The organism is Wenzhouxiangella sp. AB-CW3, from assembly GCF_014725735.1.
Classification (GTDB): Bacteria; Pseudomonadota; Gammaproteobacteria; order Xanthomonadales; family Wenzhouxiangellaceae; genus Wenzhouxiangella.
In genome coordinates this window covers 3,422,666-3,446,683 of record NZ_CP061368.1, presented here as the reverse complement: position 1 = coordinate 3,446,683, position 24,018 = coordinate 3,422,666, and the positions used below count along the sequence as shown (strand labels likewise).

Genomic DNA, 24,018 nt, shown 5'->3' with positions numbered 1-24,018 from the left:
GAGATTGGATTGAATACGGATACTCAACCATTGATCGCGATGAAGGACGTGGAGCGGGTGTTCACCACCGACGAAGTGGTGACCTATGCCCTGACCGATATCGCATTCGAAATCCGGCGTGGCGAGTTTGTTGCCATAGAAGGCCCATCCGGTTGTGGCAAGTCGACATTGCTGCATGTCCTTGGCCTGCTGGACCGGCCAACGACCGGGTCCTACCTGCTGGCCGGGGTTCCCACTGACGAGATCGATCGCGCCGAACAGGCTCGGCTGCGTAATCGCGAGATCGGTTTCGTGTTCCAGAGCTTCAACCTGATTCCGGAAATGACCGCGATCGAGAACGTCATGCTGCCGTTCATGTATCGAGGTGGCGGGCAACGGACCATGCGTCGAAAGAAGGCAGAACAGGCACTGGCCGAAGTCGGCATGTCCAGCCGGGCTGATCATTACCCGAGTCAGCTTTCCGGCGGTCAGCAGCAACGCGTGGCCGTGGCCCGTGCAATTGCCGGCGATCCTTCCCTGCTGCTGGCTGACGAGCCCACTGGCAATCTCGACCAGGACACCGGCCAGGAAATCATGGCCTTGCTCGACGCCTTGCATGAGCAGGGGACCACCGTGATCATGGTGACGCATGACCCGGACCATGCCGCCAGGGCCCAGCGGCGTATCCAGTTGCTAGACGGTCGAATTCAGTGACGGGCTTGCTGTCGGACTTGCGGCATGCCTTCAGGCTGTCTGCCGCCACACCGTTTTCGAGCCTGCTGGCTGTCGTCGTGCTGGCGTTTGCGCTGGCGTTTGTCACCGCTTTGTTCTCGTTGTGGAATGACCTGGCACTGGCACCGCACCCCGGCGTGGCCGACAGCCGACAGATCGTTACCATCATGCAGGATACGGGAGAGGACTTTCGTGGCCTGCCCGTGGAACTGCTTGAGGCCATGAATGATGACCTGTCGTCCGTCGACCAGGTGGCCGGCACCACCACGACCAATCGCGATGTGGTCATCGACGGGGAGAGCCTGCGGGCCGGTATCGAGCAGGTCTCGCGGGAGTACTTCCCCGTGATGCGCCCATTGATGCACCTGGGCAGGCCGCTGCGCGAGAGCGATCATCATGCCGATGCCGAGCCTGCCGTGGTGTTGTCTTACGCCTTCTGGATGCGGCATTTCGACGGTGATCGGGAGGTGCTCGGTCACGAGTTTCCGATCCACGGCCCGCCAGTGATGATTCGCACCGGGGGCGAGACCACGGACCTGTCGGAGACCACGCATGGTGTTCGCGTCGTCGGCGTGATGGCTCCTGCCATGCGCTCCACGACCGGGGGAGGCGATACCGATCTCTGGCTCGCCTACGAGCCGGATCGTGCCCTGGTGGACGAAATGATGCCTTCGGCAGGGATGGTCATCGATTCCATGACGGCAATGGCGCAGGTTCCAGGGCGGGCTGCTCCGGCGGCACTGGAAGACGAACTGAATCAGCGTTTTGCCGATGCCGGGGAATCCATTCGCGGCTTGAGATCCGATGCCCGGCTGGTGGTTTCTCCCGGAATCGTTCACGACCCGGCGGTTCAGAAGGAGACCTCACGCCAGGTGGCGCTGTTCATGGTCGGCAGCATACTGGTATTGCTGGTGGCGGCGGCTAGCACCAGCCTGTTCATGCTCTCCAGGGCACCAGCCCGGCAGCGCGAGCTGGGGATACGCCAGACCGTTGGCGCCACCCGCTGGCGGCTGGCCCGGCAACTGATCGGCGAGGCGGCCTTGATTGTGATGGTCGCCGCAGTGCTGGCACTGGTGCTGGGCCTGTGGCTGGCGGTTCTGCTCAAGGACATGGCCTTTCTGCAGGATGCCCGCTGGCGCGACGTCCATCCGCTCGACTGGCGGGTTCTCGCGGCCATGGCAACGGCTTCGATGGTGCTGACGGCTGTCGTATCGCTGGCGCCGGTCTGGAGCCTGGGCCGTTTGAGTATCGTTGCCAGCACCCGCCAGGTATCAGCCCGCCCGAGGCCGTCACAGCGCCTGGCCGGTCTGGTTCAGATTGCGCTCTCCGGGTTGCTGGGTGGTGCGGCACTGGCATTCGCCTGGCATATGATTCTGCTGGAACGGGCCGATATCGGCTTCGATCCGTCAGATGTCGTGATCGTCATGCCCGAGATCGAACGCCAGGACATGCTGCGTGCCCAGTGGGATGAGGTGGTCGCGCTGCGTTCGTCCCGGCGTGAAGTACTTGAGAGTCTGCCTAGTGTCGAAGCGGTGGGTTTTGCCCATCCGGTGCCGACAGTCGCTCACATGTCAATGTCGATGTCCGCGCCCCTGGCCGACGATCCCGAGGAGTCGCTGCCATTCACCATGGCCTCGATCGATACCCGTTACCCGCACATCATGGGTAAGCGATTGCTGGCCGGAAACTGGCCTGCCGACGACGACCCGACTGCCGTGCTGGTCAATGAAACGTTTGCCCGGGGCATGTGGGGTCATACTGACGTGGTGGATGAAGTGATCGAGCTGCGTGGTCCCACGGTGCAAGACGTTGAGGGCAACCCGCGCGTGGTTAGCGTTCTGGCCAATACCGTCCATGGACACCCGAGCGAAGCAGTGGGTGCCATGGTGTACAGCCAGGTGCAATCCAATTCGCTTCTGGATGTCATGGTATTGCAAACCCGGCGCTCGCCCTCGGAATTGCGTTCCATGCTGGAAGAGAAGGTGAGTACCGGCGAACTGGACTTCGAACTCGACTGGATAGAGCGCTTGTCGTCACGCTGGCACGAGGAGCTGGCGGCTGATCGTGCCAGGCCGCACCTGACCCTGGGCAGTGCGGTGCTGGTCATGATGCTGGCCGGCCTGGGCTTTTTCGGCACCCAGCGCTACCTGGTCTCGGCGGGTCGTCGTGAGTATGCGATTCACGCAGCCGTAGGGGCAACGCCGACGCATCTTGCCCTGCTGGACATGAAGCGTGGGCTGCAACTGGGTTTGCCCGGCCTGGCCATCGGAACACTGCTGGCATACATCGTCACCCTGGAGTTGCGCGAAACCTTTGTGGACCCTTCGATTTCGCCGCTGCTCGTCTCGATGCTGACCGGCCTGGCGCTGCTGGTGCTTGTCATCCTCTCCTGCGCGGGGCCGGCCCGGAAGATCAGCCGCTTGCAGCCATCGAACCTGTTGCGAGATGACTGAAGTGCCTGATGGGGGGAAGGTTCAAGGTGCGAGGTGCGAGGAAAAAGGTGAAAGGTGAAAGGAATGGAATCGCCGCCTCTCACCTCGCACCTCGAACCTCGAACCTCTTACCTTTCACCTCTTACCTTTCACCTCTTACCTTTCACCTCTTACCTTTCACCTTTCACCCCACCGATCATCCTTGCCAGTGTGTTCCTGCTGATACCGAGGCGACGGGCGGCTTCGGACTTGTTGCCGTTGCAGGCTTCCAGTGCGGCTTTGGACAGGCTGGCTTCGAAGCGTGCCTGCAGTTCTTCGTGAAGTTCTCCCGTGGCGCTGGCCGTGCGCCGGCGGGTTTCCCGGGCCAGGTCGCTCTCCCAGCCTTCTCCGTTTGTTGATGTCGACTGATTGTCGCGGTATTCCGGCGGCAGGTCGTCCAGGCCGATCAGGGTGGCCGGTGCCAGGGCGGCCATGGACTGGCACAGGTGCTTGAGTTCGCGCACGTTGCCGGGCCAGTCCAGTTGCTTCAGGTAATCGACCAACTCCGGCGTGGCGGTGCGTGTGGGCAAGTGAAACTCCTCGGCGGCCTGGCCGAGGAAGTGATCGATCAGTTCGGGTATGTCTTCACGCCGCTCCTTCAGCGGCGGGACCTTTAGACTGATGACCTTGAGGCGGTGATAGAGGTCGGCACGAAACTCTCCGCTCTCCACCCTCGCGCCCAGCTCGTGATGGGTGGCGGCGATGACGCGGACATTGGCCTGCACCAGTCCGCGGCCACCTAGCCGGTAGTACTCGCCCTCGGCCAGCACCCTGAGCAAGCGCGATTGCAGGGTCAGTGGCATGTCGCCGATTTCATCCAGAAACAGTGTGCCGCCGGAGGCGCGCTCGAAGTGCCCGGCACGGCGCTGCTCGGCCCCGGTAAAAGCGCCTCGTTCGTAACCGAACAGCTCCGATTCCAGCAGATCGGCCGGAATGGCCGCGGTATTGATGGCGATGAATGGACCACTGCTGCAAGGCGAATGGTTGTGCAATGCCCGGGCGACCAGTTCTTTACCGGTGCCGGTCTCGCCGGTGATCAGTACCGGGACTTCGCTGGCCGATAGCCGACCGATCAGCCGGATGACCTGCTGGAAGGACGGCGAAGAGCCGATCATGCCGGCCTTGCGGGCACTGGATTCGGCCTCGTCCGGGCCGGTTTGCAGGGCCTTGTCGACCAGGCGTCCGACTTCCTCGAGGTCGAACGGCTTGGCCAGGAACTCGAAGGCTCCACCGCGAAAGGCGCGAACGGCCGAATCGAGATCCGAGTAGGCGGTCATGACGATCACCGGCAGGTCCGTATGCCGGGCTCTTGCCTCGTGCATCAGTTCCAACCCGTCTTCGCCATCAAGGCGGATGTCGGCCATGACCAGGCCGGGCTGCTCATGGTCCAGGGCTGCGAGCAGTTCCTTGCCACGGGAAAAACAGCGAGCGGGTGTTTTTCGCTCTTCGAAGAACTCGGACAGTACGTAGCGAATGCCGGGGTCGTCATCAATGATCCAGACCGCGTCATTCATGGTCTTCCTCCTTGGCCGGAATCAGTGGCAGCCGGACCCGGAAGCGGCTGCCTGGGTCCAGGGGCTGGTGTTCCACCAGTCCGCCGTGGGCGCGCACGATCTGCTGAACAATGGCCAGGCCGAAGCCTGATCCGTCGCGCCGGCCGGAAACCAGGGGAAGGAACAGACGGTCGCGCAGGGCCGGGTCCACGCCTTCGCCATCATCTTCGATATCGATGCGAACGGCATGCCCGGCCTCGTCGAGCAGCGCGCAGTGGTGCTCGATACGGGTCACCAGGCCGATGGTCCGGCCGCCGGCCTGGACGGCGTTGCGAACCAGGTTGAGAAACAGTCGGTGAACCTGGGCCGAATCTCCTTGGATAGGAGGAATGCTGGGGTCATAGTTTCTGGCAAAGCGCGGTGGCGGGGCGTGCTCCACGCCCACCAGCTCAATGACTTCGTCGAGAACGCGATGCAGGTCGATTACGCCATTGCACGGCGCATCGCCCTCGGCGAAACGCTCGATCAGTGAGGTAATCCGGTCCACCTCGCGCTGGATCAGGCGGGCATGCTCGCCGCTGCGTGCGTCAGGGTGGGCGGCCGTGATCAGTTGTGCTGCCCCGCGCACGCCGGCCAGGGGATTGCGCAATTCGTGGGCGAGCCGCCGGGTCAGCAGGCTCAGCGCCTGCTCGCGGTCGGCGCGTTCGGCCAGTTCGCGCTGTCGCAGTCGTTCGGCGACCGGGTGAAGTTCTATGAGGATGTCGGGTGGGGTGGCATGAAAACAGGCGTCGACAGGCGGCCGGTCCGATTCGATACGGGCTTCCGGTACACGCAGGCTGCGCCGGCTGTCGCTGCAATGGTCCAGCCAGTGGGCCAGGGACGGCGAGTGATCGGACAGTGCGGTACCGATCAGGTTTCTGGGAGAGCGGGCCAGCAGATCGGCCGCACTTCGATTGAGCCAGTTGATGGTGCCATCGGCATGCACCCGGATCAGGCCGGTGGCCAGATCATCCGGGTGAGGCGCACTGCTCATGGGCCATCCGGATCGTCTCCGCCAACGACTTCGAACGATACGCTGTCGGTTTCGGCCAGCAGCCGACCAGCCGGCGTCTGCAGTTCGGCGCGAAGCTGGTAGAGCCCGGGTCCGATGCCATCCAGCGTCACTTCCGTGCTCTGGACCGGTTCCTGGGCCTGGCCGTTGAGATACAGCACGATCTGGGCGGTCGGGGGGATCTCGACATTGCTGCTCATCGAGACATCCACCTGGTTCGATTCGATGGTCGCGTCGGCCTGGGGCGAGTCGATGTGGAAGTCCATGGGCTCGGCCGGCTCGGTTTCTTCGGGTTCCGGTTCGATGGCCCCGGCTTCGGTGTCATCGCCCAGGACGTTGAGTTCCGGAAGCTCCACGACCTCGGCGTGGTCATCGGGCTTCTGGTCGGTGTAGGTGACGTTGCCGTCCTCGTCGACCACGCGGTAGATATCCTGGGCGATGACCGGCGAAACGACCAGCGCGCAGGCGATAAGCGTCAGAAAAGCGGCGGTTTTCATGGCGTCTTTGCCCTGTTTGCACAAACCCAGGCTCCGATTCTAGCCGAAGCACCCGGCAGACAGGAAACGGCCAGGCGAACCCGGCCGTCAAGTGTCGCAGCCCCCGCCTGATCAGCTCGAGTAGTAGAGATCGAATTCCACGGGGTGGGGCGACATGCGCAGTTGCGTGACCTCTTTCATCTTCAGCTCGATGTAGCCGTCGATCAGGTCGTCGGAAAACACATCGCCGGCCTTGAGGAACTCGCGGTCCTGGTCCAGTGCTTCCAGCGCCTGGTCCAGGGCGTGGCAAACGCGCGGGATGTTGGCCTCTTCTTCGGGCGGCAGGTCGTAGAGATCCTTGTCCATGGGCGCGCCCGGATTGATCTTGTTGATCACGCCGTCCAGGCCGGCCATCAGCATGGCGGCAAAGGTCAGGTAAGGATTGCCGGCCGCGTCGCCGAAGCGCACCTCGATGCGGCGCGCCTTGGCCGTGCCCACCCAGGGCACCCGGCAGGAGGCCGAGCGGTTGCGGGCCGAGTAAGCCAGCAGCACCGGCGCTTCAAATCCCGGCACCAGGCGCTTGTAGCTGTTGGTGGTCGAGTTGGCGAAGGCGTTGATGGCGCGGGCATGCTTGAAGATGCCGCCGATGTAGTGCAGCGCGGTGTCACTCAGCCCCCCGTAGCCTTCGCCGGCGAACAGGTTCTCGCCCTTGAGCGACAGCGACTGGTGGACATGCATGCCCGAACCGTTGTCTCCGACCAGTGGCTTGGGCATGAAGGTGGCGGTGCGGCCATGCACGTGGGCGACATTCTGAATGATGTACTTGGTCATCAACAGCTCGTCGGCCTTGCGCGTGAGTGAGTTGAAGCGCGTACCGATCTCGCACTGCCCGGCGGTGCCGACCTCGTGGTGATGCACCTCGACCGGAATGCCGACGGCTTCCAGCGTGGCGCACATCAGGCTCCTGAGATCCGACAGTCCGTCGACCGGCGGCACCGGGAAGTATCCGCCCTTGACCTTGGGGCGATGGCCGTGGTTGCCGTCCTCGTACTTCTTGTTGGTGTTCCAGGCCGCTTCTTCGGCATCAAGAGCGTAGGACGCACCCGAGATGTCGTTTTTCCAGCGCACGTCATCGAACACGAAGAACTCCGGCTCGGGGCCGAAGAAGGCCTCGTCGGCAATGCCCGAAGACTTCAGATAGGCCTCGGCGCGCTTGGCCAGCGAGCGCGGGCAGCGGGTGTAGGCCTGCATGGTCGAGGGTTCGAGTACGTCGCAGGTGACGTTCAACGTCTTGTGCTGGGCGAAGGGGTCGAGAAATGCACTGTCGGGGTCGGGCATCAGCGTCATGTCGGAATCCTGAATGCCCTTCCAGCCAACGATCGACGAGCCGTCAAACATCTTGCCGTCGGTCAGCAGGTCCTCGTCAATGGCCGATGCCGGCATGGTGACGTGCTGTTCCTTGCCGAGGGTGTTGGCAAAGCGGAAATCGACGAATTCGATCTCTTCGTCGCGAATACGCTTGAGAAAGTCTTCTGCAGACATGGTGATTGAAGTCCTCTTCAGGTCAGTGAATCAAGCCCAATTGGGCGAACGCCAGGATATATGCAGATTCCATGCCAGCCATCCTGCCCCAAGCTGCAAGGCCTTGGGGTAGGGGTATGATCAAGACTTGAGCGCTTTGGCACATGAGTGCTCATACTTTAAGCGCTACACCTTAATTGGTGGCGCTCGGGCAGGTCAACAAGCTTGAAAATGCAGCAAGGATAGAAATCGGCACGACCAATCCTTTACTTTCCTCCAACCCTTTCAAACCGGGTGGTGCCGGGCGGCGGGCTGCCGGAATCGGCGCGGAAGAACCGCCAGAACATCCGTCCTGTCCCAGGCACCATGCAGCCAGACAAACTCGCGATCTGATGCGACTCCGACAAAATTTTACTGGCACCAAAACGCCACCGGTCTCGGAAGCGGCCACTCCCGCCGAACGCCGATGTAGGCAGCCCGCCGCCCGGTACCACCCGGTTTCCCTCCCCCTCATCTCAATCCGGGGTTAATGGTGTAGGTACAAGTCAGCTCCGCCCGATCCAGCACATGTCCCTCGATCGCTTCCACCACATCATGACCGGTGAATTCGGTTGGCAGGTCCAGTTTGTCGATGTCGAGCGCGTAGACGGTGAAGGTGTAGTGATGCATGCGCTCGTCGTTCCATGGCGGACAGGGGCCGTCGTACCCGAAATACTTGCCGCCCATATCGGGGTCGCCGGCCAGGAACTGGGTGTAGTCATTGAGTCCCTGGCGGGAGCCCTCGGGACCGGGCGGATCCTGCTTGCCTTTCGGTATGACGCCGTCTGAACACTGGCCAGTGGCCAGCTCCGTGACGCTGGTCGGGATCTCGACCATGGCCCAGTGACAGAAATCCACCCGCTCCATCTCCGAGGGCAGCGTGGTGCCTTCCTTGTTGACGTCATCGGGAATCGACGGCACATCCGGGTCCATGCACACGATGGCGAAAGAACGGGCGCCCTCGGGCGCGCCCGACCACTTCAGGTGCGGGCTGATATTGTCCGAACGTGCCATGTGATTCTGAGGATCGTGCTTGCCGAAGGCAAAACGCGGATGGATCGGCGTGTTGTTGCGCAGGTCGCGGGATTCCAGTTTCATCAGCCTTCTCCTTGCAGAGGTTGAGTTTTCGTGAGTCGGAACGAATTGTCGACCGCCAGTCAGTTAGGATTACTGTACCAGTCCAACAAGACAAGATTCCTCAAGTGATGAAAGCAATGCAAGTTCTGGCAGCCGTGATGCTGTTGACGATTTCCTTCGGCCTGGCCGCAATGCCCGGCCTGCCCGACGACTTTCCGGTCGACGAAACCATCCCCACGCCGGCCGAGGTGCTCGGATTCGAGCCGGGCGAATGGCATCCTCGCTACGACCAGATGGTGACCTACCTGGAAACGCTGGCCGAAGCGTCCGATCGTGTTCATCTCGAGCGCATCGGGATGACCCATGGCCAGCGACCCTTGCTGTTCCTCACCTTTGCCAGCCCCGAGCGACTTGCACGCATCGACGAGATTCGGGCCGCCCGCCGTGATGCTTCGGAGGCCGGTGAGGGCCCCGCAGTCGCCTGGCTGGGCTATTCAGTGCATGGTAACGAGGCTTCCGGCGCCACCGCGGCGCTGGTGACCGCCTGGTATCTGGCTGCATCGCAAGACGAGGAGGTCAAGACCTGGCTCGAAGAGATGATCATCGTCATGGAGCCCGGCCTCAATCCCGACGGCATCGACCGATTTGCCCACTGGGTCAACATGCACCGCGGCCGGCATCCGTCGGCCGATCCCGCCGATCGCGAACACAACGAGGCCTGGCCCAACGGGCGGACCAACTATTACTGGTTCGACCTCAATCGCGACTGGTTGCCGCTGATCCATCCCGAATCGCAAGCACGCAAGGCGCAATATCATGCCTGGCGTCCGCATGTGCTCACCGATCATCACGAGATGGGCGCGGAGACCACCTATTTCTTCCAGCCCGGCGTGCCCGAGCGCAACAATCCGCTCACGCCCGAGCGCAACTACGAACTGACCGCCAGCATCGCCGAGTTCCATGGCGAGTTCCTCGACCGCGCCGGAGAGCCGCACTTTACCCGCGAGCTGTTCGACGACTACTACGTCGGCAAGGGATCGACCTATCCGGACCTGACCGGCGGCATCGGCATTCTGTTCGAGCAGGGTTCGGCCCGCGGCCACCTCAAGGACACCCAGTACGGGAAGCGCAGCTTTGCCGATGCGGTGGCCAACCAGGTCACTACCAGCCTGTCGACCCTGGCCGCGACCCATGCGCTGGCCGAGGAGCTGATCGATTTTCAGCGCGAGTTCTTCGCGGAAACGCGTGATCAGGCCCGTCGTGATCGAAACGCCGGCTGGGTATTGGGAGATGATGGCGACCCGGTGCGAGCGGCACGACTGATCGAGCTTTTGCTGGGGCATGACATTGCCATCCACCCGGTGACCGAAGCGGTCGACCTGGCCGGACGTCGCCACCAGGCCGGAGAGGCCTGGGTCATTCCCGCCGATCAGCCGCATTACCTGCTGCTGAAATCCATCCTCGATCCGGTCACCGACTTGCCGATGGAAACCTTCTACGATGTGTCGGCCTGGCCCCTGGGCATGTCGCACGACCTGCCCCTGGAAACCATGCGGCGCCTGCCGGCGCACGGGGAGCGGCTCGAGGCGGCCCCGGAGCAGCGTCCTGAGCCACCGGCCAGCGACGCCCTGGCCTGGGTTGTGCCATGGAACCAGTACCGGGCCGGCGCCCTGCTGGGCGCGCTGCTTGACGATGGTTACCGGGTGCAGGCGGCCACCGAGCCGCTGACCGTGGCCACTCCGGACGGCGAGCGTGAAATGGTGCGCGGCAGCCTGATCGTTCATTCCGGTATTCAGCCCGATCATCTGGATCCGGTCGGTCCGCGCCTGGTCGAGCTGAGCCAGCGCCACGCGGTGGCCGTGGAAACCGTCAGGCGCGGGCTGGCCGTATCCGGTATCGACCTGGGCTCGCCGTCAGCGCCGGTGCTGGATTCGCTCAAGCCGGCCATGCTGACCGGTAACGGACTGCGGGCCAATCATGCCGGCTATCTATGGCACTGGCTGGATGTGGAGCTCGATCAGCCCCTGTCCATGCTCGACTGGACTGGCCTGTTCCGGGTGGATCTTGATGAGTACAGTCACCTGATATTGCCTGACGGCAACTATGAAGCTCTGCCCGGCGGGGTTCGTGAGCGCATCGTCGAGTATGTACAGGGCGGAGGCATACTGATTGCCCTGCGTGCTGCCTCGACCTGGGTTGAAGAGCTGGATCTGGACTGGCGCCTGGTCGATGCCGAAAGCAACGACGATGCTGAAAGCGAAGAGCCCCCCGAGCGCCGGCCTTATGGCGATTTCCGGCAGGATTTCGCGCGCGAGCTGATCGGTGGCAGCGCGCTGAGGCTGCTGCTGGATACCACGCATCCGCTGGCGTTCGGCTACGAGCGGGACGAGCTGGTCGCCTTTCGTCGCGGGCGCTTCCGTATGCGTGCGGTGGACAACGCCTACGCGCAGCCGGCCATTTACGCTGACTCGCCGCTGGCCGCCGGTTATCTCTCAGAGGCCAATCGTGATCGCCTGGCCGGCGCTCCGGCCATCAGCGCCAGTCGTCACGGCGAGGGTACGGTCATCCGCATGTCGGATGACGCGGTGTTTCGCGGCTACTGGCGAGGCACCGAACGGCTGCTGGCCAATGCGCTGTTCTTCGGTCAGCTGATCGGAACCACGGAGTTGCCGGAAGGGCAATAAACGGAGAGTGAGATCGGCCCCGGTCGCGACAGTGGCCGGGGCTGCCGGGTCAATAATATGGCGACTAGCCGGCGTTGTTCTGGTTGACTGGATCCAGTTCTTCGAGCTGGCGGGCCGCACGCTGCAGGGCAGAGCGGTCGAGAATGCGTACCTGCTTGCCGCGGACCTCAATGATGTTCTCGCGTTGCAGCGCCGACAGGGTGCGCGACACCGTTTCGATGGTCAGGCCCAGGTAGTTGGCCACATCGCGCCGGTCCATGGTCAGTCGGAAGCAATCGGGATCCTGCTTGCGGCGTGCCAGGCGGCGCGACAGACTGAGCAGGAACAGCGAAACTCGTGTTCGTGCGTCGAGCCGGCCAACCACCAGCAGCAACTCCCGGGTCTCGGTCATTTCCTCCGAGAGCATGCGCAGCATGACCTGGTTGAGCTTGGGGCTTTCGGCCAGCATGCGTTCGAAATCACGATAGGGAATCTCGCAGTAGCGGCTGTCTTCCAGCGCCACGGCAAATCCGGGGTGCTTTTCGCTCGACAGGGCATCGAGGCCGATAACTTCGCCGGGGAGGTAGAAGCCGGAAACGATCTCGTCGCCATCGTGGGAGACGTTGTAGGCCTTGACCGAACCGGTGCGCAGCACGGCCACGCTTTTCAGACGCTGGCCGCCATGAAACAGGTGATCGTTGCGCTCCACAGGCTGGCGCCGCTTCAGCACCTTGTGCAGGTCCTGACGCTCGTCATCGGATATCTCCTGCGCGAAACACAGGCTGAACAGCGCGCAATCCTCGCAGGATACCTCGGTACGATCGAGGTCGGTGACCTTTGTCCTGTCGCTCATCTCGGCTCCCGTCTATGGCCGCAGCCCCGATTGTATCAGGGCCTGCGGCCTGGCCGGGAGGAACCACTCAGACGATGCGCGAGAAGCGTCCCCGGGATTTGCTGCCGGAACTCAGGTAGGCGTCGAAGTGCCGGGCGATGGCGCGGAGGAACAGCAGCCCGTCGGCGGTCACGGCAAATCCCTGCTCGGTCCACTCGATCAGCCCGTCGCCGGCCATTTCCTCGAGCTGCTCCAGTTCACTGGCAAAGTAGCGGCGGAACACGAGCTGGTAGTCGCGTTCCACGCCATGGAAGTCCAGCGCCCCGTCGCACATGATGCGCTCGATCACGTCAGCGCGAATCCGGTCGTCGGTGGTCCGGGTCAGTCCGCGGGCAACGGGCATGCGACCCTCCAGCAACGAGATGTTCCAGTCTTCCAGCTTGCGATGGTTCTGGGCAAACGAGTCACCCACCTGGCTGATGGCGCTGGGGCCGAAGCTCACCAGGTCCAGACCGCCGTGCGTGGAATAGCCCTGGAAGTTTCGCACCATGGTGCCGTTCTTCTTGGCCTTGACCAGGGAGTCGTCGGGCTTGGCGAAGTGGTCCATGCCGATGAACTCGTAGCCGGCATCAAGCAGCCTATTGAGCGTGTTGCGGAAAATGGCCAGCTTGGTTGCCGGTGTCGGCAGTAGCGATTCATCAAGTTGCCGCTGTGCCTTGAACAGGTGAGGCAGATGGGCGTAGTTAAACAGCGAGATGCGGTCTGGCTGCATGTTGATGACCGTCTCGATCGTCTTGGCGAACCCGGCAGTCGTCTGCATGGGCAGGCCGTAGATCAGGTCGATGCTGATGGAACCGAAGCCCACACCGCGAGCCGCACCCAGTACCGAACTGACCAGTGCGGTGTCATGAATGCGGTTGACCGCCTTCTGCACCTTGGGATCGAGATCCTGGATACCGATCGAGATTCGGTTAAAACCCATGGCCTTGAGTTCGCGGATGCCGGCAGGATCGACCGTGCGCGGGTCGACTTCCAGCCCGATTTCGGCATCGGCGGCAAAGTGGAAGTGCGAGCGAAGCAATGCCATCAGCTGGCGTATCTGCTCGGTGCTCAGAAAGGTTGGAGTGCCCCCGCCCAGGTGAAGCTGCCGAACCGGCCGGTCGTCGTCGAACCTGGGGGCGGTCAGGCGAAGCTCCTTTTCCAGGCTTACGAGAAACTCCTGCCCGGCAGTGGCCGAGCGGGTGATGACCCGATTGCAGGCGCAGTAGAAGCATGGACTGGTGCAGAACGGGACATGAATGTAGAGCGACAGAGCCGGAGGAATCGGCAGCTCATTGCTTTCCCGTATAGCGTCCCGGTACGACGCCTCGGTGAACTGATCATTGAACTGCACGGCCGTGGGGTAGGACGTGTAGCGCGGGCCTTCCCCGCCGTATTTTTCGATCAGTTGGCTATCAAAAGTGGGGCGCATCAATTCGGACATGACCTGGGTTCCGCCGGTTTGGCTCAATCGTGATGGCAAAGCGTAGTGCTATTCGACGGCCGATGAATTGATCACGATCAAACAGGGGTCCAATATGCATCTATTGGGTGCGGCCGATCTGGTAAATTGCCCGGTCTGATCCGAATCCTCACCGGGAGCCCGTCACGATGCCGTTGTCAACCCGATCGCTTTCGATCCTCGCCCTGCTGATCCTGGCCTGCTCTGCCGCCTGGGCCGACGATGTCGAGCCGCTACCGGTGGAGGAAGTGCTGGCGCTCGGTCCCATGCCCATCGTCACCGATATCGCCGGCCAGTCCGACAAGCGCGACGAGATGGCGCGGGCAATGGTGATGCAGCAGATGGCCGGTGGCCTGCCGCGCCACGGCGTAGAGCAGCGCTTTTTCGATACCACGCTCCAGTGGCAGAGAATGAGCCCGCAAGAGCTGCCGGATGATGACCGGATCTGGCTCTGGGCGGTCCAGGTCGAAGCCAGGCGTTTTGTCAGCGGGCGCCTGCTGGTCGAGCAGGTCGAACGACCGCGCCTGTTTCTGGCCGGTCGCGAGGTCAGCGCCGGCGATGATGGCTTTGAGCTCCACCTGCGCAATGGCACGCATACGCTCTGGATCACCAGTCATGGACGGGAGGAGGACGGCGCGCCGCAAATATCCTGGCAGGGGCGCGAGACGCACGACACACCGGCGTTTCATGTCGAGCCGACCCGTCGGGTCTCACCCGAGCGCCTGACCAATGCCGAGACGGTCAGCAGCAAGGCTGTTTCTCCCGATGGGCGCTACCTCGCCCTGGCTTTCGATGCCCGCAGCGACGCCGCCGATCTGGATATCCAGCGTCTTGAGATCCGCGAGCTGTCCACCGGCCGGATCGAACGGCAGTGGACCGCTCATCGACCAGGGGCGCTGGCCTGGAGCCCGGATGGCGCCTGGCTGGCCGTGCAGGATGGTGACAATCTGTGGCTGCATGAAGCGGAGTCGGGGCGCGCCAGCCTGCTGCTGGCCAATCACGAGCAGGTTGGTAGCTGGCGCTGGCACCCGGATTCGGGCTCTGTCATCTTTGCCTGGAACGCGCCCTACGAAGACGACAACGCCAGGGTGCGCCGGATCCGATCGCTGGAAGATCGCTGGGCCGGATTTCGTGACAATACCCAGCTCTACCAGGTGGATGTCGCCAGTGGCCTGATTCGCCCGCTGACCGCAGGCGACCAGTCGGTCATGCTGCAGGACATCCATCCCGAAGGCGACAGGCTGCTCGTTTCGGAGCGCATCATCGATTACAGCGAACCGCCGCACAGCCTGTTTCGGCTGTTCGAAGTCGATCTGGATACCCTCGAACGCAGCGAGGTGGGCCAGTACCGCCTGTTCAACGGTGCCCTGTTCGCCGATCAAGGCTACTGGTTGCTGGCCGGGCCGGGTCTGCCCCAGGGCGATGGTGCGACAACCGGAGAGAAACGCACCCCCAATGAATACGACACCCAGCTGTATCGGCTGAGCGCCGACGGCGAGACCGCGACCAGCGTCAGCCGGGAGCTCGATCCGTCATTGTCCGGCATCCATCGCCTGCCCGACGGCGATTTGCTGCTGTCGGCCGTATCGGGTGAGCGGGTGATACTGCTGCGCTTCGAGGCCGGGCGCGAACGCTGGGTCGAGATCGACACCGGCGTTGAGGTCATGGAGTCCTTTTCCGCATCCGAAACCCGCCGCCCCCTGGTGGTGCTCCGCGGCACTGACGCTGACCGCCCGCAGCGGGTTCATACCGTCGATCTCAACCGCAACCGGCACAGTGTCCTGATCGATAGCGCCGAGACCGAGTACGTCGATGTCGAGCTGGCCGCGGTCGAGGCCTGGTCGTTTGTCAATACCGATGGAGACGAGATCGAGGGGCGCTATTACCTGCCGCCGGACTTCGAGCCCGACCAGCACTACCCGCTGATCGTGTACTACTACGGTGGCACGACGCCGGTCAATCGCCAGTTCACCGGCCGCTATCCCTTCCATCTCTGGGCCGCGCAGGGCTATGTGGTCTACGTGCTGCAGCCGCGCGGCACCATTGGCTACGGCCAGGAGTTCTCGGCGCTTCATGTCAATGCGTGGGGCAAGTACACCGCCCATGACATCATCGAGGGCACGGAGCAGTTCGTCGAGGCGCACGAGTTCATCGACGGCGATCGCATCGGCAACATCGGCGCCAGCTACGGTGGCTTCATGACCATGCATCTGGCCACGCTGACCGACCTGTATGCCGCGTCCATCTCGCATGCCGGCATCAGCGCGCTGACTTCCTACTGGGGCGAAGGCTGGTGGGGCTATGGCTACTCGGGTATTGCCAGCCGTGGCTCCTTCCCGTGGAACAACCCCGAGCTCTACGTGGGTCAGAGCCCGGTCTACTCGGCCGACCAGATCACCACGCCGCTGCTGCTGGTGACCGGCGATGCCGATACCAACGTGCCGCCGGGCGAGAGCCACAACATGTATACCGCGCTCAAGCTGCTTGATCGCGATGTTGAGCTGATCGAGTTTCCCGGCGAGGATCATCATATCCTGGACCGCGAGCAGCGCTACGTCTGGTGGGACACCATGTTGGCCTGGTTCGACTACTGGCTGAAGGACGAGCGGGAGTGGTGGTATCACCTCTACCCCGAAGCGGGGGAGGAGTAGGGGCGGGTAGCGGTGCCTGTGTGGGCCGGCAGGGTAAACGGCGTGGCTGGCGCTTCGGGTGTCGTGGCGTTCTGGTGCCGTCGAAATTGCTCCTCTGATTCGTTGGCCGCGGTGCCGGCATTGGGCTTTGATCAAGTGTCGGGTGACGGATGGATCAGTGCAGGATTCCGCATCCTGCCGGCCCACACAGGCACCACCACCCGCCCTTGAAAGGTGGGAAGAAAAGAGCGGGCAGGATCTGGCTTGTGGTGGATAGGTCGCGGGCCATGTCTGAAGTCTGTTGTGATAGCTTGAAAGCGGTGGACTGACACAGGTACCTGCATGGCTTCGCTGATCGAATATTTCCTCATCGCCATCATCGGCATGTTCGTGATTGTCAATCCGCTGACCACGGCGTTCGTGTTTGCCTCGCTGACTTCCGATGACGGCGAGGAAGAACAGGAGGCCACGGCCCGGCGTGCCGTGCTGGCCTCGACTTCCATCCTGTTTGTCTTCGCCCTGCTCGGCGGCCTGATCTTTCAGTTGTTTGGCATCACACTTGCGGCTTTCCGGATCGCCGGGGGGCTGATCCTGTTCGGTATAGCCATGGGTATGCTCAAGAAGAGCGAGGCGCCCGATCACTCCGAGGAAGATGCCAGGCCTTCGGGAAAGGTCGCAGCCGATATCTCCATCGTGCCGCTTTCCATCCCCTTCATCAGCGGCCCAGGGGCCATTGCCACGGCCATGATCCTGACCAGCGAGGCGCCCGGCCCGCTTTACCTGGTGGTGACCTTTTTTGCCATTCTGGTCACCACGGTAACGTGTTACTTCACCATGACCCGTTCGAAGTATGTCGTTCGATGGCTCGGTGAAAGCGGCCGACGGATCCTGACCAAGGTGTTCGGTCTGATCCTCGCCGTGGTTGCCGCCCAGTTCATCATCAATGGGGTGATCAATGTCGTCGACGACTACCTCGCTGTGAATCAGCTACTCGCCAATTTCGAGGGTGCACCTGACTGACCGCGCCGGTGCCCAGTCAGTCCATGAAGCTACAGTGTCAGGACAACCCGGTTGCGTCCTGCGCGTTTGCCTTCGTATAGGCGCTGGTCGGCCACCTGCATGACCCCGGCCCGATCGGCTCCGGTAGTATCAGCGACACCGGCCGATATGGTGACCATTTCGATTCCATCGTCACGATACTCATGCCGTATGCTGAGCCGCTCGATATGGCGCCGCATCCGGTCGATGACCCCAACCGCATCAGCCTGTGTTGTATCCGGAAGTATTACCAGGAACTCTTCTCCACCATATCGATAGACCTGGTCGTCCGGGCGATTGAGAGATTGCTTGAGCGTCTGGGCTACCGTCCTCAGTACATCGTCGCCAGCGGCATGCCCGTAATGATCGTTGTAGGGCTTGAAGTGATCGATGTCGATCATCGCCAGGGCGTAGAGTCGCTTATTGTCATTGAGCGCCTGCAGGTCAGTTTCGAGCTTCATGCGATTGAACACGCCGGTCAGTCCGTCCAGTACGCTGGATGCCTCGATGGCGCTCTTGGCCTTTTCCAGTTCACGATTGTCGCTCTCGAGCTGGATCAGGGCCTTGAGTTCGCGCCATCGGCCCCGGTAATTCTGGATGTTCACGAGCAAGGCCAGGCTGGTCATGAGCGTGGCATTGAAGTACAGACCCTGGCGCAGGCTTGGTGACGGATCCTGGATGATCAGCTCGCCACCGATGAAGTAGACGATCAGCGCGCCGGGGAAGAAGGTCAGTGCCAGCGCCGGCCGCATCAGGAATACCGCGCTATAGACAAAGATTTTCAGATAGAACAGTTCCAGCGTTCCCCGGATGCCCAGATGCATAGAGGCGGTTGCAATCAGCAGCAGGCCAGTCGCCAGTACATAGGCTGCTCCAATCGTCCCAAGCCACTCTCGACGGTGGCGCAGCAGCACGGCGGCAATGGAAATCGCAACCATGCAGATGATGGTGGTCAGGCGGAGTGCGACCACTTTCTCGAACAGTTCCGGGTTGACTCCGCTGCCAAAGTAGGCCAGCAAATCTGCCGGAGTGGACTGCATGTGGCCGACTTCATTGACCAGCAGGTAGAACAGCAGGGGCAGCGTGATCAGCGTGAAGACGTGTTGCCGGAACAGGTTGTGCCGGCCGATTGTCTGATGAATGCGTTGTTTGCTGTTGTCTGGTCGGTTCACTCCCGGCCCCGAATCAGTGGCTGTCAAACGCCAGTGTCCTCATACTACCCCGAGATGTGTTGACTGGCCATCACGAGTTCGCGCCAGCGAAAACACTCCAGGAGGTGGTCATTGACCATGCCGGTGGCCTGCATGTGGGAATAAACGATGACGGGCCCGACGAATCGAAAGCCGCGCTGCTTCAGGTCCTTGCTGATGCGCCGTGACAGTTCCGTCTCGGCCGGGACTTCGTCCATGGTGGCAAAGCGGTTGACAATGGGTTCGCCGTCGACGAAATCCCAGATGTAGCGATCGAAGCTGCCGAACCTTTCCTGTATGTTCAGGAACGCGCGGGCGTTGCCAATCGCTGCATTGATCTTGAGCCGATTGCGAATGATGCCGGTATCATGGAGCAGCCTCCGGATGTCGGCTTGGTCGAAACGAGCCACGCGCTGCGGGTCGAAATTCGCAAATGCCCTGCGAAAATTCTCCCGCTTTCGCAGGATGGTGATCCATGACAAGCCCGCCTGGGCGCCCTCCAGTATCAGGAACTCGAACAGTGTACGGTCGTCGTGAACGGGCACGCCCCACTCTTGGTCATGATAGGCGCGATAAAGCGGATCGTCTCCACACCAGGGGCATCGTGCTGTTGTCATCGTGGTTGTTCAGTCCGGCAGGGATGGCGTTGTCAAAAGCGTGATCGTCGGTGTCATACTAAGCGTATTCCTGGTTCAATGAAAAATCTGGAGTAACGACATGCCCATACGCCTCATTGCCGTGGCGCTGCCACTGACCCTGTTTCTCGCTGCCTGCCAGGAGGAACTGCCGCCGGCTGAAGAAGAGCCGGAGCAGGTCGTCGAGCCGGAAGCCGGCGGTGAAGAGCTAGCCCCCGCTGAACCAGCGCGCCAGGTCAGTCTTGATGAGAGCGTTGACATGGCACGTCAGGACCTGGCGGGCCGTCTGGGCGTGGAGCCGCATGCGATCAGCGTGATCCGTGCCCGTCGCGTGACCTGGCGCGATGGCGCGCTGGGTTGCCCCGAGCCCGGAGGCATGTATACCCAGGCGCTGGTGGAGGGAATGTACGTCAAGCTGGAATTCGATGGTGAGCGCCATGCCTACCATGCCGGTCGCGATGGTGTTCCCTTTGCATGCCCGTCGGAGCGCAGTCAGTCGCCGGCCGAATCGGAGTCTGATCGCTAGTCGCCGTCATCCAGGCGCGACTCCAGTTCCGCCACCCGTTCTTCCAGGTCGGCAAGACGCTGTTCAATGTCTGATGCGGGGGGCGTCGGTGCCGACGCCGGGCCGGATGCGACATCGGCATCGACATCGACTTCGCCACACAACCTGTGCATGAAACGCTCACCGCGCTGGCCCGCCTGCCGGGGCAGCTGAACCACCAGGGGCGTATCCCGTGACGCCAGTCGTTCCAGGGTGTAGAGCACTTCATCGACATCGTCGAAGGCGTGCAGGCGCTCACTGCGGGTAAACAGTTCGGCGCCGGTCTGGGGCCCGCGCAGCAGAAGCAGGGCGAGCACGGCGCGCTGGGGAGCGGTCAGCTCCAGCGACCGGTCGGCCTGGTGCCGATAGCGGCTGGCCCGGGCGCCGAATTCACTGCGAACCAGCTCTCGGCGTTCCAGCGACCGCAAGGCGCCGCCCACGGTGCCGGGGTCGAGCTTCATGATCGGATCGCGACTGCTCTTCTGGTTGCAGGCGCTGATGGTGGCATTCTGTGTCAGGGGGTAGTTGTCCGGCGTGGTGGCTTCCTTTTCCATCAGGCAGCCGAGCACCCGGGCTTCGGCTGCATCCAGTGGCGGATCAAGTGGCAGGTCCATGGTCTCGGGTGTTTCGCTGTGGGTCATGGCGGTCTCCTCGGGCTAGTGAATCATGTTACTCGGGCTAGTGATGCGCGCATTGTGCAGACAAAAAAAGCCCCGCACGCGGCGGGGCTTCTCGTTCCCTGTTGATCGCAGTGATCCGCTTCAGTCCGCCTGGACGTTTGCGGCCTGCGGGCCCTTGGGGCCATCCTGGATGTCGAAGGAGACCTTCTGACCTTCGGCCAGGGTTCTGAAACCGGAGCCCTGGATGGCGGAGAAGTGAACGAAGACGTCCTTGCCGCCGTCATCCTGGCTGATGAAACCGAATCCTTTGGCCTCGTTGAACCACTTGACTGAACCTGTTGCCATGATACTTGTTACCTGTATAAAAATGAACAAAACGCTTGCAGCTTATTGCGGAAGGAATGTCGGACGGGAACCTTGGCGAAACGCGGAGGGAACTGTCTTGACTCAATCTGCCATAGGCTACAGGCCGCTTTATTGTACGCCCTTGTCACGGCAAAAGCCAGCGTGACGTCAGGCACACTGCCACCGGGGCTGACCGGACCGGGTAAGGTCTTCAGGCATCGTCTCCGGTGGTTCGCATTTTCCCGGCCAGGCGCTGGATGCAGTCTTCGCGACGGGTGTCGGGTCGCCAGCGTTTGTCCAGTGACGACCAGCTTGGATGAAAGCGCGACTTTCGGAGCGGGGCGGGCAGGCGATCAAAGACCGGCCGCGACTTGTCGATAGCACCGACCGGCGCCTGGCTGCCATGACCGCGGCGAACCAGGGTGGCCAGCAGGTGCAGTTGCCGGGTCGCCAGCAAGCCCAGGGTCTTGTCATCCACCGCCAGCACGGCACGACTGCGCATGCGGCCCAGCAGTCGGTCTCCGAGTGTTCTTGTCAGACCCACACCCGTACCGATGAGCGTACCGGCCAGGGTGCCGGTGCCGAGGGTCAGCCCGCCGGTGCCGATGTCGATGGCGGCTCCCGTGCTCGCGCCGGCGCCCAGGTACTTGCCGGTGCGAATGCCGTAGTACTTGAGCGTTTCGGTGTCGAAGGGGTCGGCGTCCCACTGCCCCCCGCTCAGGGGCAGGTCACTGTCGTCGTAGTCCTCATGGCCGAACCGGTAAAGCTCGAGCAGGATCTCGACACAATGCTGTTCGCGCTCGCTCACCCGGGCCTGCATGGCTTGCCACTCGGTCAGGGCGGCGGTCTCGGGCACCTCCTGTCGATAGGCGGCCACATCCACCAGCATCTCGGCGATGGCGCGCCGGGCGGCGTGATGTCGTTTGGCTTCCTGTTCGCGGCGGTGATCCATCCAGCGTTTGATCGTGGCGGCGTGCTCGTCGAGCAGGGTGGCGATCTTCTCGAGCAGGCGCCATTCCGTGCCGGGGTCGCGAATGGCCGCGTCGAAAGCCACCACGTTGTGCAGCATCAGGCGCGACAGCGCTTCGCGCCACTCGGCTTCGCGACTGGAGGGGGCCGCGACAAAATTGAGCAGGGCCACGATGGGGCGGCCGCTCAGCCCGAGGATGGCCAGCTCGTCCTTGTACTTCTCCAGTACAGGTTCTCGCGTGTCGATCACGTAGAGGGCAACATCCACCTGGCCGACCAGCTCCAGCACCCGTGCTTCGTGGTCGAATCGTTCCCGCGCCTGACGGTCTTCGAGCAGCCGGCCGATCCGTTCAGGGCCATCGTGGCGTCGCCCCGGCAGATCTTCCAGCCATTCGATCAGTTCCGGGGCATTTTCCAGGCCCGGCGAGTCGAACAGTTCGATCAGGGTTTCATCGGCGATCGCCAGATCCACCACGCTGACCTGACGCGTGGTGCCGCCGCGATCGGCGACTTCGCCAAAACCGCGGTCGTGCGTCAGGGTGCGCACCAGCGAGGTCTTGCCGGTATTGGTGTGGCCGACCAGGGCCATTTTCAGGCTCCTGTTCACGATACGGATTCGCCCCGCAGAGATTGCTGCAGGTGCGCCAGTGCCGAGGCGTCCGGCTGTTGGCTGTCAAGCGCCACGCAGTCGGCACCCACCCGCTCGGCCAGGTCCTGCCAGTCGGCCAGACGAGTTTTCAACGGTCCGCCTCGTTCGACCAGCAGTTCCGATTCGTCCAGCACCAGGATCAATGGGGCGCCGGCCGTGTCGGCCAGCCCGGCCAGGAAACGCTCGGTGCCGGCATCCGGCGTGCGCAGCATGGAACACACTGCAATCAGCGCTTCAGGAGGCCGCCGGCGTTCACCGACGAGCCGGCGCACGGCCTGACGCCCAGCACGATCATCGGCCAGACCAATGCGGTCGGCAGCCAGGCCGGGCAGCTCCGGGGGATGCCCATCGTGATCACGCTCCAGTTCTATCCCGAAGACCACCGCCCGGGATGGATTGTTCGGCCGCTTGTGTCGGGCACGCTTGCGCGGTTTCGCGGGCTGGTCGCCCAGGGTCCGCGATGACAGCGAGATCGGCTCGAGTTCCGCGGCCAGGCGCAGATACTCCGGGTGGGACGTGTCCAGCGCCAGATTGCGCCGGGCACGCCATGCAAGCCAGGCCGACAGCAGCACCAGCAGCAGTCGTGGCAGGCTGCCGTAGACCAGCACGCTGGCCATGAGAAAGCTGGCCCATTCGGCGCGCGCACCGATCTCGGGTGTGTCCTGTCGAGCAGCCAGGATCCACTCCGCTTCGGGCACGCCCATCAGTCCCAGTGCCGCGGGCAGGGCCGCCAGGCCCGAGACCAGTTGCACCACGCTGTCTTCGTCGAGAATGGTGGTGCCCCAGACCAGGTCGTACTGGGCAAAGGAAAAGTAAAGCCCCAGGGTCAGCGTTGCCACCAGGGTAAAAACCAGCCAGAACCCGTGCATGATGCTGGCCAGAAACCAGCGGCCCAGGCGGGCCTGCATCAAGCCGGCACCGGCCTCGGCCAGTTCGCGGGCCAGCGGCCCGGACAGAAAGCGGGCGCCGATGCGACGCAGCGCGCCGGTCAACGCCTGGCCGATCAGTCCACCCGAGCCGGTGGTGCCACGCCGGGCAGACATCAAGATCAGCCACAACAACAGGGTCAGCGTGGGTGGGGCCAGCACCACGATCATGGCCAGCAGCACATTGATCTGTTCATCAGGAACACTGGCGCGTGCCGTGGCCAGTCCGGCCAGAGCGGCCATGGCCAGCGTCAGTCCGGCCAGGATCCGCAACAGGCTTCCCAGGCGAGCAAGATCACGCCCGGAGGCCTGACCCACCGTCAGCCTCGCGGCCCGTGTCATCAGTCGCTGCGACAGGCTGCCGGCCGAGCTGCGCGCCAGGGCGACGGCGGCAGCGTCCTCGCAGCGGCCCTGACGGGCCTCGTGCAGGCGCACGGCTTCTGCCAGCAACCAGCCCTTCACTCCGTTGACCTGAGCGCTTGCCACCTTGCCTCCTGGTGAAATTCGTGAGCCACATCATACCCATCGACTGCACGTCGGCATAAGATGTATGTAAAATGAACTATTGACCGGGATCAATAATTCAGTCGTGTGCACGCCTGATAATATCGGCGACTCGCGCGCAGCATCTCTTTGA

19 protein-coding genes are annotated in these 24,018 nt (G+C 62.8%); 6 read left to right on the top strand and 13 right to left on the bottom strand.

Annotated elements, in window-relative coordinates; genetic code table 11:
- Positions 1-9: 9 nt before the first annotated feature.
- Together IC757_RS14855 and IC757_RS14850 are read left to right on the top strand one after the other, a co-directional pair.
- On the top strand, positions 10-693 hold the full coding sequence (locus IC757_RS14855; protein WP_223846151.1) for an ABC transporter ATP-binding protein: 684 nt from the start codon (positions 10-12) through the stop codon (positions 691-693).
- Entirely contained in the window at positions 690-3,164 is a 2,475-nt protein-coding gene (locus IC757_RS14850; protein WP_190975065.1) for an FtsX-like permease family protein, read from the top strand. Before IC757_RS14855 ends, IC757_RS14850 begins: the two co-directional genes overlap by 4 nt.
- A 149-nt stretch (positions 3,165-3,313) precedes the next feature.
- Here the strand turns inward: IC757_RS14850 and ntrC are convergent, their stop codons facing one another.
- The 5 genes from ntrC to IC757_RS14825 form a co-directional block, all read right to left on the bottom strand.
- Entirely contained in the window at positions 3,314-4,696 is a 1,383-nt protein-coding gene (gene ntrC / locus IC757_RS14845; protein ID WP_190975064.1) for a nitrogen regulation protein NR(I), read from the bottom strand.
- Positions 4,689-5,708 (bottom strand): two-component system sensor histidine kinase NtrB, encoded by a 1,020-nt coding sequence (locus IC757_RS14840; RefSeq protein ID WP_190975063.1) that lies wholly within the window; start codon positions 5,706-5,708, stop codon positions 4,689-4,691. Before IC757_RS14840 ends, ntrC begins: the two co-directional genes overlap by 8 nt.
- Positions 5,705-6,223: a DUF4124 domain-containing protein gene (locus IC757_RS14835; protein WP_190975062.1), complete on the bottom strand. Its 519-nt coding sequence runs from the start codon at positions 6,221-6,223 to the stop codon at positions 5,705-5,707. Before IC757_RS14835 ends, IC757_RS14840 begins: the two co-directional genes overlap by 4 nt.
- Positions 6,224-6,334: 111 nt before the next feature.
- Complete coding sequence (glnA, locus tag IC757_RS14830; RefSeq protein WP_190975061.1) at positions 6,335-7,744, bottom strand: type I glutamate--ammonia ligase; 1,410 nt, start codon at positions 7,742-7,744, stop codon at positions 6,335-6,337.
- A 489-nt stretch (positions 7,745-8,233) separates the two neighbouring features.
- Complete coding sequence (locus IC757_RS14825; RefSeq protein WP_190975060.1) at positions 8,234-8,860, bottom strand: YbhB/YbcL family Raf kinase inhibitor-like protein; 627 nt, start codon at positions 8,858-8,860, stop codon at positions 8,234-8,236.
- A 107-nt stretch (positions 8,861-8,967) separates the two neighbouring features.
- Between IC757_RS14825 and IC757_RS14820 the strand changes: the two genes are divergently transcribed.
- A complete protein-coding gene (locus IC757_RS14820) occupies positions 8,968-11,523 on the top strand; it encodes a M14 family zinc carboxypeptidase (RefSeq protein WP_190975059.1) in 2,556 nt (851 codons plus the stop codon).
- 64 nt (positions 11,524-11,587) lie between these two features.
- Here IC757_RS14820 and IC757_RS14815 read toward each other — a convergent pair whose 3' ends face one another.
- The gene (locus tag IC757_RS14815) at positions 11,588-12,355 is read right to left on the bottom strand and encodes a helix-turn-helix domain-containing protein (RefSeq protein WP_190975058.1); all 768 of its coding nucleotides are present in this window, start codon (positions 12,353-12,355) and stop codon (positions 11,588-11,590) included.
- A gap of 67 nt (positions 12,356-12,422) precedes the next feature.
- Entirely contained in the window at positions 12,423-13,817 is a 1,395-nt protein-coding gene (gene hemN, locus IC757_RS14810) for an oxygen-independent coproporphyrinogen III oxidase (RefSeq protein ID WP_190975057.1), read from the bottom strand.
- A 167-nt stretch (positions 13,818-13,984) separates the two neighbouring features.
- On the opposite strand from hemN, the gene IC757_RS14805 reads away from it, so the two are divergent.
- Complete coding sequence (locus IC757_RS14805) at positions 13,985-16,486, top strand: prolyl oligopeptidase family serine peptidase (RefSeq protein WP_190975056.1); 2,502 nt, start codon at positions 13,985-13,987, stop codon at positions 16,484-16,486.
- Between the two features lie 321 nt (positions 16,487-16,807).
- Positions 16,808-17,485, top strand: coding sequence for a MarC family protein (locus IC757_RS14800; RefSeq protein ID WP_190975055.1), 678 nt, complete (start codon positions 16,808-16,810; stop codon positions 17,483-17,485).
- Positions 17,486-17,514: 29 nt separating this feature from the next.
- Here the strand turns inward: IC757_RS14800 and IC757_RS14795 are convergent, their stop codons facing one another.
- Both IC757_RS14795 and IC757_RS14790 read right to left on the bottom strand, forming a co-directional pair.
- Positions 17,515-18,675 carry a GGDEF domain-containing protein gene (locus IC757_RS14795; RefSeq protein WP_190975054.1) on the bottom strand — a complete coding sequence of 387 codons (1,161 nt, stop codon included), beginning with the start codon at positions 18,673-18,675 and terminating at the stop codon, positions 17,515-17,517.
- A 44-nt stretch (positions 18,676-18,719) separates the two neighbouring features.
- Complete coding sequence (locus IC757_RS14790; RefSeq protein WP_190975053.1) at positions 18,720-19,310, bottom strand: DNA-3-methyladenine glycosylase I; 591 nt, start codon at positions 19,308-19,310, stop codon at positions 18,720-18,722.
- A 100-nt stretch (positions 19,311-19,410) separates the two neighbouring features.
- Here IC757_RS14790 and IC757_RS14785 point away from each other — a divergent pair, with 100 nt between their 5' ends.
- Positions 19,411-19,854 (top strand): hypothetical protein, encoded by a 444-nt coding sequence (locus tag IC757_RS14785; protein ID WP_190975052.1) that lies wholly within the window; start codon positions 19,411-19,413, stop codon positions 19,852-19,854.
- Here the strand turns inward: IC757_RS14785 and IC757_RS14780 are convergent.
- The 4 genes from IC757_RS14780 to IC757_RS14765 form a co-directional block, all read right to left on the bottom strand.
- Positions 19,851-20,513: a YceH family protein gene (locus IC757_RS14780; protein WP_190975051.1), complete on the bottom strand. Its 663-nt coding sequence runs from the start codon at positions 20,511-20,513 to the stop codon at positions 19,851-19,853. The genes IC757_RS14785 and IC757_RS14780 overlap by 4 nt on opposite strands.
- 120 nt (positions 20,514-20,633) lie before the next feature.
- On the bottom strand, positions 20,634-20,837 hold the full coding sequence (locus IC757_RS14775; protein WP_190975050.1) for a cold-shock protein: 204 nt from the start codon (positions 20,835-20,837) through the stop codon (positions 20,634-20,636).
- Between the two features lie 211 nt (positions 20,838-21,048).
- Complete coding sequence (locus tag IC757_RS14770; protein WP_190975049.1) at positions 21,049-22,413, bottom strand: GTPase/DUF3482 domain-containing protein; 1,365 nt, start codon at positions 22,411-22,413, stop codon at positions 21,049-21,051.
- Complete coding sequence (locus IC757_RS14765; RefSeq protein ID WP_190975048.1) at positions 22,410-23,867, bottom strand: DUF2868 domain-containing protein; 1,458 nt, start codon at positions 23,865-23,867, stop codon at positions 22,410-22,412. Before IC757_RS14765 ends, IC757_RS14770 begins: the two co-directional genes overlap by 4 nt.
- Between the last annotated feature and the right edge of the window lie 151 nt (positions 23,868-24,018).

What these genes read in the sequence shown, in the direction of transcription:
- IC757_RS14820 (WP_190975059.1), top strand. Translation starts at nt 8,968, where the DNA reads ATGAAAGCAATGCAAGTTCTGGCAGCCGTGATGCTGTTGACGATTTCC.
- IC757_RS14800 (WP_190975055.1), top strand. Translation starts at nt 16,808, where the DNA reads ATGGCTTCGCTGATCGAATATTTCCTCATCGCCATCATCGGCATGTTC.
- IC757_RS14775 (WP_190975050.1), bottom strand. Translation starts at nt 20,837, where the DNA reads ATGGCAACAGGTTCAGTCAAGTGGTTCAACGAGGCCAAAGGATTCGGT.
- IC757_RS14840 (WP_190975063.1), bottom strand. Translation starts at nt 5,708, where the DNA reads ATGAGCAGTGCGCCTCACCCGGATGATCTGGCCACCGGCCTGATCCGG.
- IC757_RS14835 (WP_190975062.1), bottom strand. Translation starts at nt 6,223, where the DNA reads ATGAAAACCGCCGCTTTTCTGACGCTTATCGCCTGCGCGCTGGTCGTT.
- glnA (WP_190975061.1), bottom strand. Translation starts at nt 7,744, where the DNA reads ATGTCTGCAGAAGACTTTCTCAAGCGTATTCGCGACGAAGAGATCGAA.
- IC757_RS14785 (WP_190975052.1), top strand. Translation starts at nt 19,411, where the DNA reads ATGCCCATACGCCTCATTGCCGTGGCGCTGCCACTGACCCTGTTTCTC.
- ntrC (WP_190975064.1), bottom strand. Translation starts at nt 4,696, where the DNA reads ATGAATGACGCGGTCTGGATCATTGATGACGACCCCGGCATTCGCTAC.
- hemN (WP_190975057.1), bottom strand. Translation starts at nt 13,817, where the DNA reads ATGTCCGAATTGATGCGCCCCACTTTTGATAGCCAACTGATCGAAAAA.
- IC757_RS14805 (WP_190975056.1), top strand. Translation starts at nt 13,985, where the DNA reads ATGCCGTTGTCAACCCGATCGCTTTCGATCCTCGCCCTGCTGATCCTG.
- IC757_RS14790 (WP_190975053.1), bottom strand. Translation starts at nt 19,310, where the DNA reads ATGACAACAGCACGATGCCCCTGGTGTGGAGACGATCCGCTTTATCGC.
- IC757_RS14780 (WP_190975051.1), bottom strand. Translation starts at nt 20,513, where the DNA reads ATGACCCACAGCGAAACACCCGAGACCATGGACCTGCCACTTGATCCG.
- IC757_RS14815 (WP_190975058.1), bottom strand. Translation starts at nt 12,355, where the DNA reads ATGAGCGACAGGACAAAGGTCACCGACCTCGATCGTACCGAGGTATCC.
- IC757_RS14825 (WP_190975060.1), bottom strand. Translation starts at nt 8,860, where the DNA reads ATGAAACTGGAATCCCGCGACCTGCGCAACAACACGCCGATCCATCCG.